The organism is Virgibacillus sp. DJP39 (genome assembly GCF_049310925.1).
In the GTDB taxonomy this organism is placed as follows: domain Bacteria; phylum Bacillota; class Bacilli; order Bacillales; family Amphibacillaceae; genus Virgibacillus_F.
Genome location: NZ_JBMERP010000002.1, coordinates 68,690 through 83,252, shown reverse-complemented (window position 1 = coordinate 83,252; position 14,563 = coordinate 68,690). Strand labels below are relative to the sequence as shown.

Genomic DNA, 14,563 nt, shown 5'->3' with positions numbered 1-14,563 from the left:
TTAAAACTATACCAGCGTTTTCGTATCCTCTAGTCTAACGGATACTAATCTGGAAACACCCGATTCCTGCATTGTAACACCGTACAATACATCCGCTTCCTCCATTGTACCTTTTCGATGGGTTATCACAATAAATTGTGTCTCCTTACTATACATCTTTACATATTTTGCGAATCGCACTACATTAGCCTCGTCTAGTGCTGCCTCGACTTCATCTAACACGCAGAAGGGAACAGGTCTAACGCGTAAAATTGCAAATAACAAAGCAATTGCAGTCAACGCACGTTCCCCACCAGAGAGAAGTCCAAGATGCTGCAGTTTTTTACCTGGAGGCTTTGCTATTATTTCTACACCTGTTTCAAGCAGGTTTTTGGGTTCTGTTAATTTTAATTCTGCATTTCCTCCACCAAACAATTCCCTGAATACAATTGCGAACTCGTCTTTAATTTGGTTGAAAGTGGACCCAAAAAGTTTCTGCATTTCATCGTCCATTTCTGCAATAACCGCAAACATAGTGTCTTTCGCGTGTACAAGGTCGTCTCTTTGTTCAGTAAGAAAGCTATAACGCTCCATAATCCGCTCATATTCTTCTATTGCTCTTAAATTAACAGTTCCTAAGTCTTCTATCGATTGTTTAATTTGTTGTACATCTACTCTTGTTTTTTCAAGATCGTCTGTTTTGTTATATGTTTCTTTTGCTCGCTCATACGTTAAGGTATATTCGGTTTGCAAATGGGTGAGGTGGTTCTCAAGTTCAACGTCTAAGCGATTCGATTTAACTTCCTTGTCCTGGATTTGCCTTACGATTGTCTGATGAGATTTATTTTGTTCCTTTATTTCTCTTTCCTCGTCCTGAACAGATTGGGTTATATTACTGCGATTCTGTCTTTTCTTTTTAATGTCGCCTGTAATTTCATCTTTCTTAGTTTGGTATTTACCAATATCAGAAGTTATTTGATCTTCTGTAACCTCACTTTCTTTCAAATCAATTAACTCCTGCAATCTCAGACTGTGCTCGTCGAATTGTTTTCTTTCTTCTTCAATATCTTCTCCTAAAGATTTAGTTTTACTGCGCTGGTTTTTCACGCGTTCCTCAAGCTCAGCCAACAAAATTTGATTTTGATGAAAATCGTTCGAAATTTGTTCTTTATTTTGTCTCAGTTTATTTTCTTGTTCACTCAACTCGTCAATTGTTCCTTGGATTGATTCAATTTCATTTTCCGTATTTTTTAGTTCCTCAGATAAATGTTTACTGCGCGCTATTAATTCGCTTTCTTCAACTTCGAATTGTTTCTTATCTTGATCATAGAAAGCCAAATTATTATTGACTGAAGTCAACTTCATTTCTACTTCACTATACGCAGCTTGCTTATTTTGAAGAGACTGTTGGCTGGATTGAACCATCTCCACGGCTTTTTCTAACTTTTGTTCATTTAGTTTAATTGCTTCTTTTGCGGTTTGAACTTCTTTTTCAAATTTATCGGTTTTCATTTGAAAGTCTGCAAGTTTTTTCGTTATTTCCTGTAAATCTCTGTCACGTGTGAAGAGAGATTGATTTGTTTTTTTAGTTGCACCACCAGACATTGAACCGCCAGGATTTACGACATCCCCTTCAAGTGTAACAACACGAAATTTACGCATAACCAATTTTGCGATTTCAGTCGCATCTTTCAAGGTTTTGGTAATGATAACGTGACCCATCAAATGCTCAACAGCTTTTTGATACTCTACATCGTATTTGACAAGCGTTGAGGCAACACCGATGAATCCTGGATGATTCTTTATTTTAATCAGTAAATTCTCTGAAATGTATCTTGGTTGAATAGATTTAAGTGGTAGAAAAGTTGCTCTACCCTGATTCATCGTTTTTAACCACTTAATTGCTTCCCGCGCACTCTGGTCCTCGTTTACAACAACATGCTGGGCTTGTCCACCTAACACAGTTTCAATCGCATCAACATACTCCTTTTGTACGTCAATCAGTTCAATAACTGCCCCATGAATATCCTTTAAACTATTTTCATCTCGCGCTTTTAGTACTGCCTTTACTCCATGGAAAAAACCTTGAAAGTCCTCTTTCATTTCTTCAAGCATTTCTTTTTTGGATTTCATTTTCTCTATGTATTGGAACGCTTGATTAAGCTTATCCTGTAACTCCTGAAACTGATTTTTTTCTTTTTGAAGTGCATCTTTAATTCTGTTAACTTCACTTTTATTTGAGGAATGATGACTTTGTAATTTGTTAAGTTCGGTAACAATAGTTGATTTATCTGTTTCTAACTCTTTACGTGTTAATACGATATCACTATTTTTATTATCTTGTTTTTGCTTTTTAGCTGTTAACTGGTTTAATTGTTGTTCAATTGATTGCAATTCATTTCGATTTGCTGCTCGGCTATTAAGATACTCAATATAATCTGATTTAAGTTCTTCAATTCGATCTGTAATAGACTCTTTATCTACAGTAAGTTGTTTCTCTAACTCCATTACCTTTTCTTTAATCTTATTACGTTCATTTAATAACAAGGTTAGCTCTTCTTTTTCCTTTTCGAGCTCTTGTTCAAGTACATTTATTCTTTGTCGCGCATCCTGTTTTTCCGACTCCAATTTTGATTTATTATCTTCAAAATGTTTCATACGCTCGTACAGTACATGCTTTTTTCCTTCAAACTGTTCAAGTTTTTGGGTGACTTCTAATAAATCAGCCTGCATCTCTTCTATTTCAACGTCTAATGCATTCATTTTACTACGTTCTTCTTCAAGGCTTGCTTCTTTTTTCTGAATAATAGTTTTTACAGATACCTCACTCAATTTATCTTTTTCAAGTTCATTTAGTATCTGCTGCCATTGTTCGTGTAACTGAGCAATTTCAGTAATCATTAACGAAATTTCCTGTTGTTTTAACCGTTCCATTTCAACATTATATTTTTTTGCTGTCTCTGCTTGTTCTTTTAGTGGACCTATCTGTTGCTCATTTTCATGAATAATATCTTCCACGCGATTCAAATTTTCCTGTGTTTCAGCTAATTTATATTCAGCTTTTTTCTTTCGTTGCTTATATTTCAAAACTCCAGCAGCCTCTTCAAAAATAGTACGCCTTTCTTCTGCTTTTGAGCTTAAAATTTCTTCTACTTTACCTTGACTAATAATAGAAAAAGCTTCTCTACCAAGTCCAGAGTCCATAAATAAGTCAACAATATCCTTTAATCTGCACGTTTGTTTGTTTATATAGAATTCACTATCTCCGGAACGATATACACGTCTCGTTATACTTACTTCCTCGTAATCGAGTGGCACTTTCCTGTCGCTGTTGTCAAGTACCAAGGTGACTTCCGCTACATTTAACGCTCTTCTTGTATCACTACCTTGGAAAATTATATCTTCCATCTTAGTACCACGAAGAGATTTAGCTGATTGTTCACCGAGTACCCAACGTATCGCGTCAGTAATGTTACTTTTCCCACTACCATTTGGACCCACTACTGCTGTAACACCAGGGACAAAATCCACATGTATACGTTCAGCAAATGACTTAAATCCAATACTTTCTAACCGTTTTAAATACATTTTTACATTCTCCTAAATGAAACGAAGGTAATCACCGATTCGTAGTGCCTTTAACAATTTTATAGTCTTTCGTTATACAAAAATTTGGCTTTTGACAGCATTTATTTTATCATATACTTAGAAACAAAAGAAGAGAGTAATAGGTTTTGCATACTACATATCCGTTCTTCTTTAAAATAATTTAATATGTGAGGTGTAAAAAATGAATCTTGAGCAACCATCTGAAGAAAACCTGAAAATATTATTAGATGAATTAGCTGATCGTCTTAAGGTAGCTAACCGCAGCCTATTGGATCCAGAGGATTATGATTTAGAAAAGTATGATGAACTAAAATTTATGTATGATATGGTAGTGCAGAAGGGTCACCTTAGTGCCTCCGAAACACAAGCTTTCATCGATGAGTTAAGATCTGTGAGAAAAAGCTAAAAATAATCCCATGAAATTCAAAAGCTGTTTTTCGTGTATCGAGAAACAGCTTTTGAATAAAAATTTTACGTATTGAAAGTATCTAAAGCATGCTTAGCTGCTCGTTGTTCTGCTTCTTTTTTTGTACGGCCCACGCCCGATCCTGCTAGTTTATTTTTAACATAAACCTCCGTAACAAACTCCTTGTTATGTGATGGACCTTTTTCATCTACTATTTTATATTCAATACTTTGATTTTTATATTGTTGCACAAGTTCTTGCAATTGACTTTTGTAATCCATCGCATGCGAAAAAGCACCTGTACTTATTTTCGGAAAAACAAATTCGTTTAGAAAGCTTATCGCATGCTCATAACCTTGATCAAGATAAAGCGCTCCAAGAAAAGATTCAAAAACATCAGCTAAAAGCGCTGCCCTGTCTCGTCCGCCTGTTTGCTCTTCGCCTCGTCCAAGTAAAATATGGTCACCAAACCCTAAATCACGCGAAAAGTTTTCCAGAGACGGCTCACAAACTATCGCTGCACGTAGCTTGGTCATTTCTCCTTCGGGCATTGTCTCATTATTTCGATACAAATATTGGGATACACCAAGTTCTAGTACTGCATCACCCAAAAATTCTAATCGTTCATTATCCGAGGATGTTTTTTCCTGATGCTCATTCACATACGATGAATGTGTAAAAGCCTGTTCCAGTAATTTATGGTCATTAAATGTAACATGAAGTTGTTCTTCAAGTTGTTTAACATTCATTTTTAGAGTCACCTGCTTCTATTGTATATACGGAAAGTCTCGCATAATTTTGCGAGACTTTCACTTTTTAATTACTTTATAATTATTAGGACTTAATACTGTTTATGTAGTTAACAGCATCGCCAACTGTATTAATCTTTTCAGCTTCTTCATCAGCAATTTCCATGTCAAATTCATCTTCAAGTTCCATAACCAATTCAACTACATCAAGTGAATCTGCATCTAAATCATCTTTAAAAGATGCCTCCATTGTTACTTTCGCTTCTTCTACTTCTAAACGTTCAACAATAAGTTCTTTTACACGATCAAATACGTCTGCCACAGTAATTCACCTCCCTTCAAAGTTTTGAGTTGTAGTCAATAGACGACACTCCGAGCACCAAGTCCCTGTGCTCTGCGGTCCCTTGCTTACGCATGTCGCCGCTATCAAGCCCACTCCGCTTTTCTTTGTCTAGCTGTGGCTCCTAGAAGCTGCCGTCATAAGTAATTGACACTCCGAGCAGCAAAACCTTGTGCTCTACGGTCCCTTACTTATGCGTCCGCTTCTGAACAGTCGCCTCCGCTTTTCTTACTACATTACCATTCCGCCGTCAATGTGCAATGTTTGACCTGTCATGTAGTTTGCGTCTTCAGAAGCAAGGAAGCGCACAACTTTTGCTACGTCTTCTGCTTCTCCTAATTTACCTAATGGAATCATGGCAAGCATACCTGCGCGTTGTTCTTCCGTCAACTCATCAGTCATATCAGTAGCAATAAACCCAGGAGCTACTGCATTGACAAAAATGTTTCGTGATGCGAGCTCTTTGGCAGTTGATTTTGTTAAACCAATAACTCCAGCTTTAGCAGCTACGTAATTTGCTTGACCAGGGTTTCCACTTACGCCCACTATTGAAGATACATTTACAATTTTTCCGCTTTTTTGTTTCATCATGTGACGAGTAACTGCTTTTGTACAAATAAACACGCCTTTTAAATTTGTGTTAATAACTTGATCAAATTCTTCTTCTTTCATACGCATTAATAAGTTATCTCTTGTGATCCCAGCATTATTTACAAGAATGTCAAGACTGCCAAACTCACTTATGACTTCTTTGACCATTTCTTTTACTTCGGCCTCATTCGCCACATCCGCCTGTACTTTAAAAGATTTTACACCCGTTTTTTCAATTTCCTCTACCACAGACTGTGCTTTTGCTTCACTGCCTGCAAAGTTAACCGCTACATTTGCACCTTGTTTTGCCAGCTCTAGTGCAATTGCTTTACCAATCCCCCTGGAGGCACCAGTTACTAGAGCATTTTTTCCTTTTAACATACTTAATCCCCCTTGTACCATGTTATAAATTCTTCCATGGAATCTGGATCTTGAATAGCGAAAGTTGGTACTGTCCTATCAATTTTCTTAACCAAACCACTTAGAACCTTTCCATTTCCAACTTCTACAAACGCGTCGACGCCCTTATCCAACATATTCTGGATTGATTTTTCAAATCGTACCGGTGAGTATAGTTGTTTAATTAAAAGATCTTTAATTTCTTCATGCTCTGTAACTGGAGATGCCGTTACGTTCGCGTATATAGGAATTGTTGCATCGGTTAAAGAGACTGTTTCAAGACTCTCTGCGAATTTCTCATTCGCCGCTTTCATTAATCTGGAATGAAATGGTCCACTAACATTTAGAGATAATACGCGTTTTGCTCCATTCTCCTTCAATGCAGTCGACGCCTGTTCGATACCTGCTTTCGTTCCAGAGATAACTATTTGACCGGGACAATTGATATTTGCCAGATCAACAATTTCTTCTGTTTCTATCGATGCTAACGTTTCTTCTACTTTTTCCTCAGATAATCCTAATACTGCGGCCATTGCACCTAGCCCAGAGGGATAGGCCTCTTCCATCAACCTTCCTCTAGTAGCTACCAACTGTACTGCCTCTTCCAATGAAATTGAACCTGCTGCTACTAAAGCGCTATATTCACCAAGGCTATGACCAACTGCCATAACTGGTTGCACTTCAGATTTTAATAGCATTGTATGTACAGCAATACTATTTAGTAGTAATGCTGGTTGTGCAATCTCTGTTTCTGTCAACGTCTCTTTTGGTCCATTAAACATAATATCAGATAATGAAAAATTTAAAACTTTGTCAACCTCTTCGAACATTTCCTTTATTTCAGGATAAGCATCATAAAATGATTTACCCATACCAATATCCTGTGAACCCTGCCCAGGGAACATAAATGCTACACGCTTCATTCTTTTTCCCCCACTTCCATTTCTGCAATCGTGTCTCTGATGGTTTCGGTTACGTTAAATTCAACCATATGACACGCTTGTTTAATTGCACTATAGATTGCTCGTCTATTTGAAGAGCCATGTGCTTTTATTACAGGTGAAGCAAGCCCAAATAACCCTGCACCACCATACTCACTATAATCAAGTTTTCCCTTTAATCCCTTTAAGTCACTCTTAATCATACTAGCTGCAATTTTCGTTTTAAAAGAAGACATAAATGTTTCTTTTATCATGTGAAAAACGGTTTCAGCTGTACCTTCAATTGTTTTTAAAGCAATATTACCGCTAAATCCATCTGTTACCACTATGTCAGCAGCACCACTTAATAGATCCCGAGCTTCGACATTTCCAATAAAATTAACCGGTGCTTCTTTTAAAAGAGAAAAAGCTTTTTTTGTTAACTCATTACCTTTTCCATCTTCCGTTCCAACATTCAATAATCCAACGGTAGGACTTTGTATTCCTCTTACTTTCTCTGTATAGATAGATCCCATTATTCCGTACTGAAGAAGATGCTGAGCCTTCGCATCGACATTTGCTCCAACATCAAGCAGTAAAAACCCTTTGCCATCTATTGTCGGTAGAGTCGGACTTAGAGCTGGTCGATCGACACCAGTTATTCTACCGACGCCAAATAGTCCTGCACTCATTAAAGCCCCAGTATTTCCAGCTGAAATGCAGGCATCAGCGCGCCCTTCTTTCACTTCTTTAGCCATTAACACGAGGGAGGCATTTTTCTTTTTACGAACAGCACGAACTGGTTCATCATCACTTGTGATTACTTCATCTGTATGTATAACAGTTATTCTTGCCCGGTTAGTTAAATAAGAATTAATTTTCTCCTGGTCGCCTATTAAAGTAATTTCTAAATTTAAGTTGGATTCAATAGCGTCCATCGCGCCAAGTACAATCTCTTTCGGGGCATGATCTCCGCCCATAGCATCAATGGCTAATCTCATTTGTTTGTTCCCCTTTTTGTTGGTTTGACCTGTACATATAAAACAGCCCTTTAAAAACTATTTCCTGATTAACGTAACTTAAAACACGAACGACCGTATGTCCTTTATCATTCGTACCTTCCACTAATGCTTTAGCAACAACACGTTCTCCTTCTTTTACCTGGCGAGTAAATGTTAATTCTGTTTTTGCTGTAAGTGCGAGTTCGTCATTGATTACCGCAACGGCTAGCGAATTTGCCTGCGCAAACAAGTGATGTCCTCTGGCTATTCTATTCCTGGAAAACACGTGCTCAGCTCTAATATTAAGAATTGAAATAGCGCGACTGTCAAGCTCAAGGTCGATAATTTCTCCAATTACCTCATCCAATGACAATGCTTTGACAGTTTCGTTCCATTCATGAGTAGCTACAGATTTAATTCTTTCACGTAATTCAGGTATGGCATGCTCCATTCGATCTAATCGAATGGTTTGAATACTGACATTAAACTTTCGTGCTAAATCTTCGTCAGTTATAAATGGAGTTTCATCAATTGTTTCTAGTAATAAACGCTGTCTCTCAGATTTAGTTCGTTTCAATTGTAACACCATCCAGTATAAGGGCAATAAAACTTTTATTTCATGCTTATTATATTTAAGACTTGGTCCTAATAGTAATATATAATAGGACTACTAATTATGCAAGCAATCCTTAGTCCAGTTTACTTTTCATATATGAGTCATTTTCCAGTAGTTTGTATAGCTCCTGGTATTGCTGATCCTCAACCAATTTATTTGACTCGATAATCTCTTGAGCATCTACTCGAGCAGTTTCAAGCGCTTTATAATCATGTACCATATCAGCTACCTTAAACACTGGAAGACCACTTTGCTTCTTACCAAAAAAATCACCTGGTCCTCTAAGCTTTAGATCCTGTTCAGATAGTTCAAATCCATTATTTGTTTCTGTCATGATTTTCATTCGCTCTTTACCAACTTCTCCCTTAGGATCGGCGATTAAAATACAGTAACTTTGTTTATCACTCCTGCCTACTCGTCCTCTAAGCTGGTGTAATTGCGATAAACCAAAACGTTCTGCATCATAAATAACCATTACCGTTGCATTCGGCACATTCACCCCTACTTCAACGACTGTTGTTGACACAAGAACCTGTAGCTCATTAGCAGCAAACTTATTCATCACTTCTTCTTTCTCAGCAGAAGATAATCGACCGTGCATTAACCCAACCTGTACTGTAGAAGGATAGAAAACCTGTAGCTGATTATAAAGGTCAACGGCGTTTTGAATATCCAGCTTGTCGGATTCTTCGATTAGTGGACAAACAACATATGCTTGTTCCCCTGCCGAAACTCGCTTTTCTATAAAGTTAAGCACCCTGTCTAAAGTGTTTTCTTTCGTCCAGTACGTATCTATTTCTTTTCTTCCCAGTGGCATTTCATCGATAACAGAAACATCCATATCACCGAAAGCTGTTATAGCCAATGTTCGAGGGATCGGGGTCGCAGTCATAAACAAGACATCTGGCTGTAATCCTTTATCCCTTAAAACTCTTCTCTGTTCCACTCCAAAGCGGTGTTGTTCATCCACAATAGCTAGGCCTAGATTTGCAAAAATAACATCTCCCTGTATCAAAGCATGGGTTCCAACCACAATATCAATTTGGTGAGACTTTATTGCTTCAGTTATTTCTCTTCTTTTCTTCCCCTTCACTGAGCCTGTTAAAAGAACTATTGAGGCTCGATCCCCAAACATTTCAGATAGCGATTTGTAATGCTGCTCGGCTAGGATTTCTGTGGGTACCATTAGAGCTCCCTGTCTGTCAGCTGTAATTGTTGCATATAGACAGATAGCCGCAACGGCTGTTTTTCCTGATCCAACATCTCCCTGCAAAAGCCGGTTCATTCGATAAGGTGATTTCATATCAGCCAATATCTGGTTTAAGGTGTGTGTTTGAGCCTTAGTAAGTTCAAAGGGAAAAGACTGTATGAATTCCTGCAAACTACTAGGATTATAATGTTGTGTGTTCCCTGTGGTAGATTCTCGGTTAAGCTTTCTGATTAGCTGCATTTTTAGTTGGAATATCAAAAATTCTTCATATGTAAACCTTCTTCTGGCATGTTTCAGAAGTTGTCTATCTTTTGGAAAGTGCATAGCTAATATAGCGTGTTTACGATCCGGAATTTTGTAGGCTTTTAAATAAGTATCAGGGATAATTTCCTCTATGTCATTTATGTGATCTCTGACAGCGGTACTCATTGCTTTTTTTAATTTGATGTTGGTTAAATCGCCTTTCAAAGAATACATAGGCTGTATAGTCGCCTGTTCTTCTGCATGCCCTACTTTATAATTACTTACGGTAATTTGCAGTCGGTGTGCGTCCCACTTTCCTGTAAGGGTCACAACATCATCTTGATTCAGTTGTTTTTTAGCAAATGCCCGGTTAAACATAACCACTTTAACCGCCACACCTTCTGTTTCCACCATAAATGTCAGGCGTGATTTCTTTTTCCCAAAAAAAGAAAGGGAAGGATCATGAATTATCCTTCCCTCAATGGTTACTTTGTCTTCATGAATTAGTTCACCCAGAGGTTTAATTTCAAAGACATCGTAACGATACGGGAAATAGTAAAATAGATCTTCTATTGTATAAATATTAACAAGTGCCAACGCTTCCGCAAACTTTCCACCGACACCTTTAACAGTTGTAACAGGTTCATTTAACAAGGTCGATCACACTTTCTTGGAGGACATTCCAAATATTTTTTCCTTAATAGCTTGACCAGTAGGTGTTCCGGCCAGTCCCCCTTCACCTGTTTCGCGGAGAGCAGAGGGCATTGACTTTCCGATTTTATACATGGCCCCAATTACTTCGTCACAAGGTATTCTGCTTGTGACACCTGCCAGTGCCATATCGGCAGATACAATCGCTAAAGATGAACCTGCAGCATTTCGTTTAACGCACGGTACTTCCACTAACCCAGCAACTGGATCACAAACAAGACCAAGCATATTCTTAAGCGTCATTGCAAAAGCTTCAGATGATTGTTGTGGTGTTCCACCAGCCATCTCTACAATAGCTGCAGCGGCCATTGCTCCAGCAGACCCTACCTCCGCTTGACAACCACCAGTTGCGCCCGAAATAAATGCATTATTTGCAACCACTAAACCAAATGCACCTGATGTGAATAAATAACGAACCATTTGTTCACGCGTTGGATTCAACTGGTTTTTTACTGCAAATAATGTACCAGGTACACAGCCGGCACTACCTGCTGTTGGTGTTGCGCAGATAGTTCCCATTGCAGCATTTACCTCATTCGTTCCCATAGCTTTGCTGACAGCATCCATCATTAGATTACCAGATAATGGCGTTTTTTCTTTCATATACTTTTGAACTAAGACGGCATCTCCACCAGTTAATCCTGTGACTGATTCGACCCCAGCCAATCCTTCCTCAACTGCTTTTTCCATAACGTCTAGGTTTCTTTCCATATTGGCAAAAACTTCTTCACGGGAAATGTTCTTGACATCCATCTCTTGTCGGATCATTACCTCAGATATTAATATATTTTCTTTTTTAGCGATTTCTACTAATTCTGCAACTGTACGAAACATGATTTTATCCTCCTTCTGTGATGTTAACTTACAATTTTAGATATTTGAATGATGTGATCTGCATCTTCCAATTCTTTCAAAACCACATCTTCTACATTTTGATCAACCTCTATAACCATTAACGCTTGTTTTCCAACATCTTTACGATTCACTTCCATATGACCAATATTAATCTCATATTTTGCTAGAATCTTAGTAACTGAAGCAATAGCTCCATAGCGGTCATTATGCATAATTAAAATTGCAGGATGATTACCAGATAACCGCAATTCAAAACCATTTAACTCGGTAATCTCAACTTTCCCCCCACCAATGGAAATCCCAACAAGTTCCATTTCATCTTTCTCATTTCCGATAACTAATCTAGCAGTGTTTGGGTGTTCCGAAGCGATGTTTTCCTCCACGAACTCTATCTCCATACCATGTTCTTTCGCAATTACAAGTGATTGGCTCATCCTTGTATCATCTGTCTCAAATCCTAGTAAACCACCAACTAACGCAAAATCAGTACCGTGCCCTTTATAAGTTTTGGCAAAAGATTCATATAGATAAATCCTCGCCCATTTCGGCTCTTCGCCAAATAGATTACGTGCAGCCTTACCAATCCTAGCTGCGCCGGCTGTATGTGAACTTGACGGCCCAATCATAACTGGGCCAATAATATCGAATACTGAATTAAATTTCATAACTGCCACCACCTAAATTTTATTTGTGCGTAATGCTCTATTGTCAATTATACCAAAAACCTTTATAATAATCATTTGTGGATTATGAATTTTATAATCGGGTGGGAGAGGGATAGAAAGAATATGAGGAGATTACATGCCTTATAGCAAGAACACAACATCCAAAGGAACATGGCGTAAGGAAATTATTGCAGGGTTAATTGGTTATCTTACTACAGTATATATCGTAGCCGTCAATGGGTCTATCCTAAGTGAAGCTGGGATTTCGGTAGAAAGCGGAATGATGGCAACTATTTTAGCAAGCTTTGTAGGAACAATCGTAATGGGACTATATGCTAAGCTACCGTTAATTCTAATACCTGGGATGGGAATAAATGCACTTTTCGCATATTCTATTGTAGAAGGTGCAGGGCTAAGTTTTCAGGAAGGGCTAGCAGTTGTATGTGTTGCATCCCTAATATTTGTCATTACGGCCTTTAGTCGTTTGGGATTAATATTAAAGGAAGCTATTCCAGGTTCACTTAAACACGCTATTACAGTTGGTTTAGGATTTTTCTTGATTTTAATCGGTCTGGAAAAAAGTGGACTTGTTGTTAGTGGTGAACATACCATTATAGCAATTGGAGACTTTTCATCTCCGACAGTAATTGTTAGTTTACTAACACTATTTCTGGCAATATTTTTATTTGTTAAAAATATTCCTGCAAACTTTCTGATTACGATGATAAGTGGAACTGTCCTGGCATACTTTTTTGGTATTCTGGATTCCAATAAGGGCGATCCAGTCAACGTTAATCCATCTGAATTAGTATTTATGCCGTCTTTTTCTGCTATAGATGAACTGTCCTTTTGGCTAGCAATTTTCCCATTGGCTATGATTCTTATTTTCGAAAATATGGGACTGTTGCATGGACAGCTTCATATGCTAAAAAGAGAAAAAAGTTATACAAAAGCATATCATGTCACTGCTTTTTCTTCTCTAGCATGTGCGTTCCTGGGTACGTCACCTACTGTCTCTGCGGCTGAAAATGCAGCAGTAATAGCTTCAGATGGAAAAACAGGAAGAGCAGCCATTACTGCAAGCCTCCTGTTTCTTGCAACTATATTTATTATTCCTTGGATATCGGTCATACCAAATACGGCCATAAGTCCAATTTTAATAATTGTAGGTGTATTAATGGCCCAAAATATTCGTCACATTTATTTAGACGATTTATCAGAGGCATTACCGGCATTTCTTATAGCAGTTATGATTCCATTTACCTACAGCATTGCTGATGGTATGGCATTCGGATTTATTGCTTATCCAATTGTAAAAATAGCACTTGGAAAGCAAAAAGAACTTTCTTTTGCATTAATGATTATATCCTCCCTATTCCTGTTTGACTTTTTCATGAAGGTTATAGGGTATTAGAAAACGAGCCTGGTAATTCTACCAGGCTCGTTTTTTTGATCTAGATTAACGCAGTGATGAACGGTTCTTTCTGTATTCTCTTCTTGCTGGAGCCGTATCATACAATTGTTTTTCTTCATCCGTTTGTGGCAGAACCCTTGGTACAGGAATTGGTTTACCAGCCTGATTAACAGCAACCATTGTTAGGAATGACTCGGTTGTTAATGTTTCATTGTTATTGATCAAGTCACGCGCTATTACTTTAACATAGACCTCCATTGAGCTTATCCCGGTATAGGTCACATATGCTTCAATTGTTAACGAATCACCTACTTTAGCAGAAGAAAGAAAATCAACAGAATCTATGGACGCGGTAACCACTGCACTATTTGAATGCTTCATTGCTGTTAATGCTGCAACTTCATCAATATATGCTAGTACCTTACCTCCAAATATTGTATTTAAATGATTTGTATCAGGCGGTAATACCAAGCGAGTCTGAATCGTCTTTGAAGTTGGTAAAGCTAGATTTTCCACGTTAATCCCCCCTCTTTGAAATTAAACACAAAAAAACACCCTCTACAAAAAGAAGATGTTAAAATGGCTACATTAATAAACTTGTTTCCTTGAAAGTTTATGTACGTAAACACCCCCCTATCTCCCGTAGGACAAAATGTACTTCCTTATGGCAGGTCTCCTGGCTTATAAGTAATTGAATCTTTTTCCCTTCCCATTTCTCCCCAGAAACAGTGGTCAGCAAAAGATTCTACTCATTAACAGTGGCGGGACCGCGTTGGATTCACACCAACTTCCCTTTTCAACTTTTTCAAGTCACCATAAAGTATATTCATTCAATTTATTATAACAGATTATAAA

General features: G+C 37.8%; 13 protein-coding genes and 1 riboswitch. Of the genes, 2 read left to right on the top strand and 11 right to left on the bottom strand.

Annotated features, from left to right (window positions below):
• Window positions 1-6: 6 nt before the first annotated feature.
• Window positions 7-3,567, bottom strand: a complete 3,561-nt coding sequence (gene smc, locus ACOI1D_RS01340) for a chromosome segregation protein SMC (RefSeq protein ID WP_422498583.1) — start codon at window positions 3,565-3,567, stop codon at window positions 7-9.
• Between the two features lie 202 nt (window positions 3,568-3,769).
• On the opposite strand from smc, the gene ACOI1D_RS01335 reads away from it, so the two are divergent.
• Window positions 3,770-3,994, top strand: a complete 225-nt coding sequence (locus ACOI1D_RS01335; protein ID WP_422498581.1) for a DUF1128 domain-containing protein — start codon at window positions 3,770-3,772, stop codon at window positions 3,992-3,994.
• Window positions 3,995-4,059: 65 nt separating this feature from the next.
• On the opposite strand, the gene rnc is transcribed toward ACOI1D_RS01335, so the two are convergent.
• The 9 genes from rnc to sdaAB all read right to left on the bottom strand — a co-directional run bounded on the left by rnc (window position 4,060) and on the right by sdaAB (window position 12,294).
• Window positions 4,060-4,743, bottom strand: coding sequence for a ribonuclease III (rnc, locus tag ACOI1D_RS01330; RefSeq protein ID WP_422498579.1), 684 nt, complete (start codon window positions 4,741-4,743; stop codon window positions 4,060-4,062).
• Window positions 4,744-4,828: 85 nt separating this feature from the next.
• Window positions 4,829-5,065 (bottom strand): acyl carrier protein, encoded by a 237-nt coding sequence (gene acpP / locus ACOI1D_RS01325; protein WP_422498577.1) that lies wholly within the window; start codon window positions 5,063-5,065, stop codon window positions 4,829-4,831.
• Between the two features lie 249 nt (window positions 5,066-5,314).
• A complete protein-coding gene (gene fabG, locus ACOI1D_RS01320) occupies window positions 5,315-6,055 on the bottom strand; it encodes a 3-oxoacyl-[acyl-carrier-protein] reductase (protein WP_422498575.1) in 741 nt (246 codons plus the stop codon).
• Window positions 6,056-6,057: 2 nt separating this feature from the next.
• Complete coding sequence (gene fabD, locus ACOI1D_RS01315) at window positions 6,058-6,996, bottom strand: ACP S-malonyltransferase (RefSeq protein ID WP_422498573.1); 939 nt, start codon at window positions 6,994-6,996, stop codon at window positions 6,058-6,060.
• Window positions 6,993-7,994 (bottom strand): phosphate acyltransferase PlsX, encoded by a 1,002-nt coding sequence (plsX, locus tag ACOI1D_RS01310; RefSeq protein WP_422498571.1) that lies wholly within the window; start codon window positions 7,992-7,994, stop codon window positions 6,993-6,995. The genes fabD and plsX overlap by 4 nt, the downstream gene beginning before the upstream one ends.
• Complete coding sequence (fapR, locus tag ACOI1D_RS01305; protein WP_422498569.1) at window positions 7,978-8,571, bottom strand: transcription factor FapR; 594 nt, start codon at window positions 8,569-8,571, stop codon at window positions 7,978-7,980. The genes plsX and fapR overlap by 17 nt, the downstream gene beginning before the upstream one ends.
• A gap of 112 nt (window positions 8,572-8,683) precedes the next feature.
• The gene (gene recG, locus ACOI1D_RS01300; RefSeq protein WP_422498567.1) at window positions 8,684-10,717 is read right to left on the bottom strand and encodes an ATP-dependent DNA helicase RecG; all 2,034 of its coding nucleotides are present in this window, start codon (window positions 10,715-10,717) and stop codon (window positions 8,684-8,686) included.
• A 6-nt stretch (window positions 10,718-10,723) separates the two neighbouring features.
• Window positions 10,724-11,608, bottom strand: a complete 885-nt coding sequence (sdaAA, locus tag ACOI1D_RS01295) for an L-serine ammonia-lyase, iron-sulfur-dependent, subunit alpha (protein ID WP_422498564.1) — start codon at window positions 11,606-11,608, stop codon at window positions 10,724-10,726.
• A gap of 23 nt (window positions 11,609-11,631) precedes the next feature.
• Window positions 11,632-12,294 (bottom strand): L-serine ammonia-lyase, iron-sulfur-dependent subunit beta, encoded by a 663-nt coding sequence (sdaAB, locus tag ACOI1D_RS01290; protein ID WP_422498562.1) that lies wholly within the window; start codon window positions 12,292-12,294, stop codon window positions 11,632-11,634.
• Between the two features lie 136 nt (window positions 12,295-12,430).
• Between sdaAB and ACOI1D_RS01285 the strand changes: the two genes are divergently transcribed.
• Window positions 12,431-13,708 (top strand): NCS2 family permease, encoded by a 1,278-nt coding sequence (locus ACOI1D_RS01285; protein ID WP_422498560.1) that lies wholly within the window; start codon window positions 12,431-12,433, stop codon window positions 13,706-13,708.
• Between the two features lie 45 nt (window positions 13,709-13,753).
• On the opposite strand, the gene ACOI1D_RS01280 is transcribed toward ACOI1D_RS01285, so the two are convergent.
• On the bottom strand, window positions 13,754-14,224 hold the full coding sequence (locus ACOI1D_RS01280) for an acyl-CoA thioesterase (protein WP_422498558.1): 471 nt from the start codon (window positions 14,222-14,224) through the stop codon (window positions 13,754-13,756).
• Window positions 14,225-14,357: 133 nt separating this feature from the next.
• A riboswitch (cobalamin riboswitch) is annotated at window positions 14,358-14,541 on the bottom strand.
• Window positions 14,542-14,563: the final 22 nt, after the last annotated feature.

Bases quoted from the DNA above. Each gene is read 5' to 3' on its own strand.
- smc (WP_422498583.1), bottom strand. From the start codon at position 3,567: ATGTATTTAAAACGGTTAGAAAGTATTGGATTTAAGTCATTTGCTGAA.
- ACOI1D_RS01335 (WP_422498581.1), top strand. From the start codon at position 3,770: ATGAATCTTGAGCAACCATCTGAAGAAAACCTGAAAATATTATTAGAT.
- rnc (WP_422498579.1), bottom strand. From the start codon at position 4,743: ATGAATGTTAAACAACTTGAAGAACAACTTCATGTTACATTTAATGAC.
- fabG (WP_422498575.1), bottom strand. From the start codon at position 6,055: ATGTTAAAAGGAAAAAATGCTCTAGTAACTGGTGCCTCCAGGGGGATT.
- fabD (WP_422498573.1), bottom strand. From the start codon at position 6,996: ATGAAGCGTGTAGCATTTATGTTCCCTGGGCAGGGTTCACAGGATATT.
- plsX (WP_422498571.1), bottom strand. From the start codon at position 7,994: ATGAGATTAGCCATTGATGCTATGGGCGGAGATCATGCCCCGAAAGAG.
- sdaAA (WP_422498564.1), bottom strand. From the start codon at position 11,608: ATGTTTCGTACAGTTGCAGAATTAGTAGAAATCGCTAAAAAAGAAAAT.
- sdaAB (WP_422498562.1), bottom strand. From the start codon at position 12,294: ATGAAATTTAATTCAGTATTCGATATTATTGGCCCAGTTATGATTGGG.
- ACOI1D_RS01285 (WP_422498560.1), top strand. From the start codon at position 12,431: ATGCCTTATAGCAAGAACACAACATCCAAAGGAACATGGCGTAAGGAA.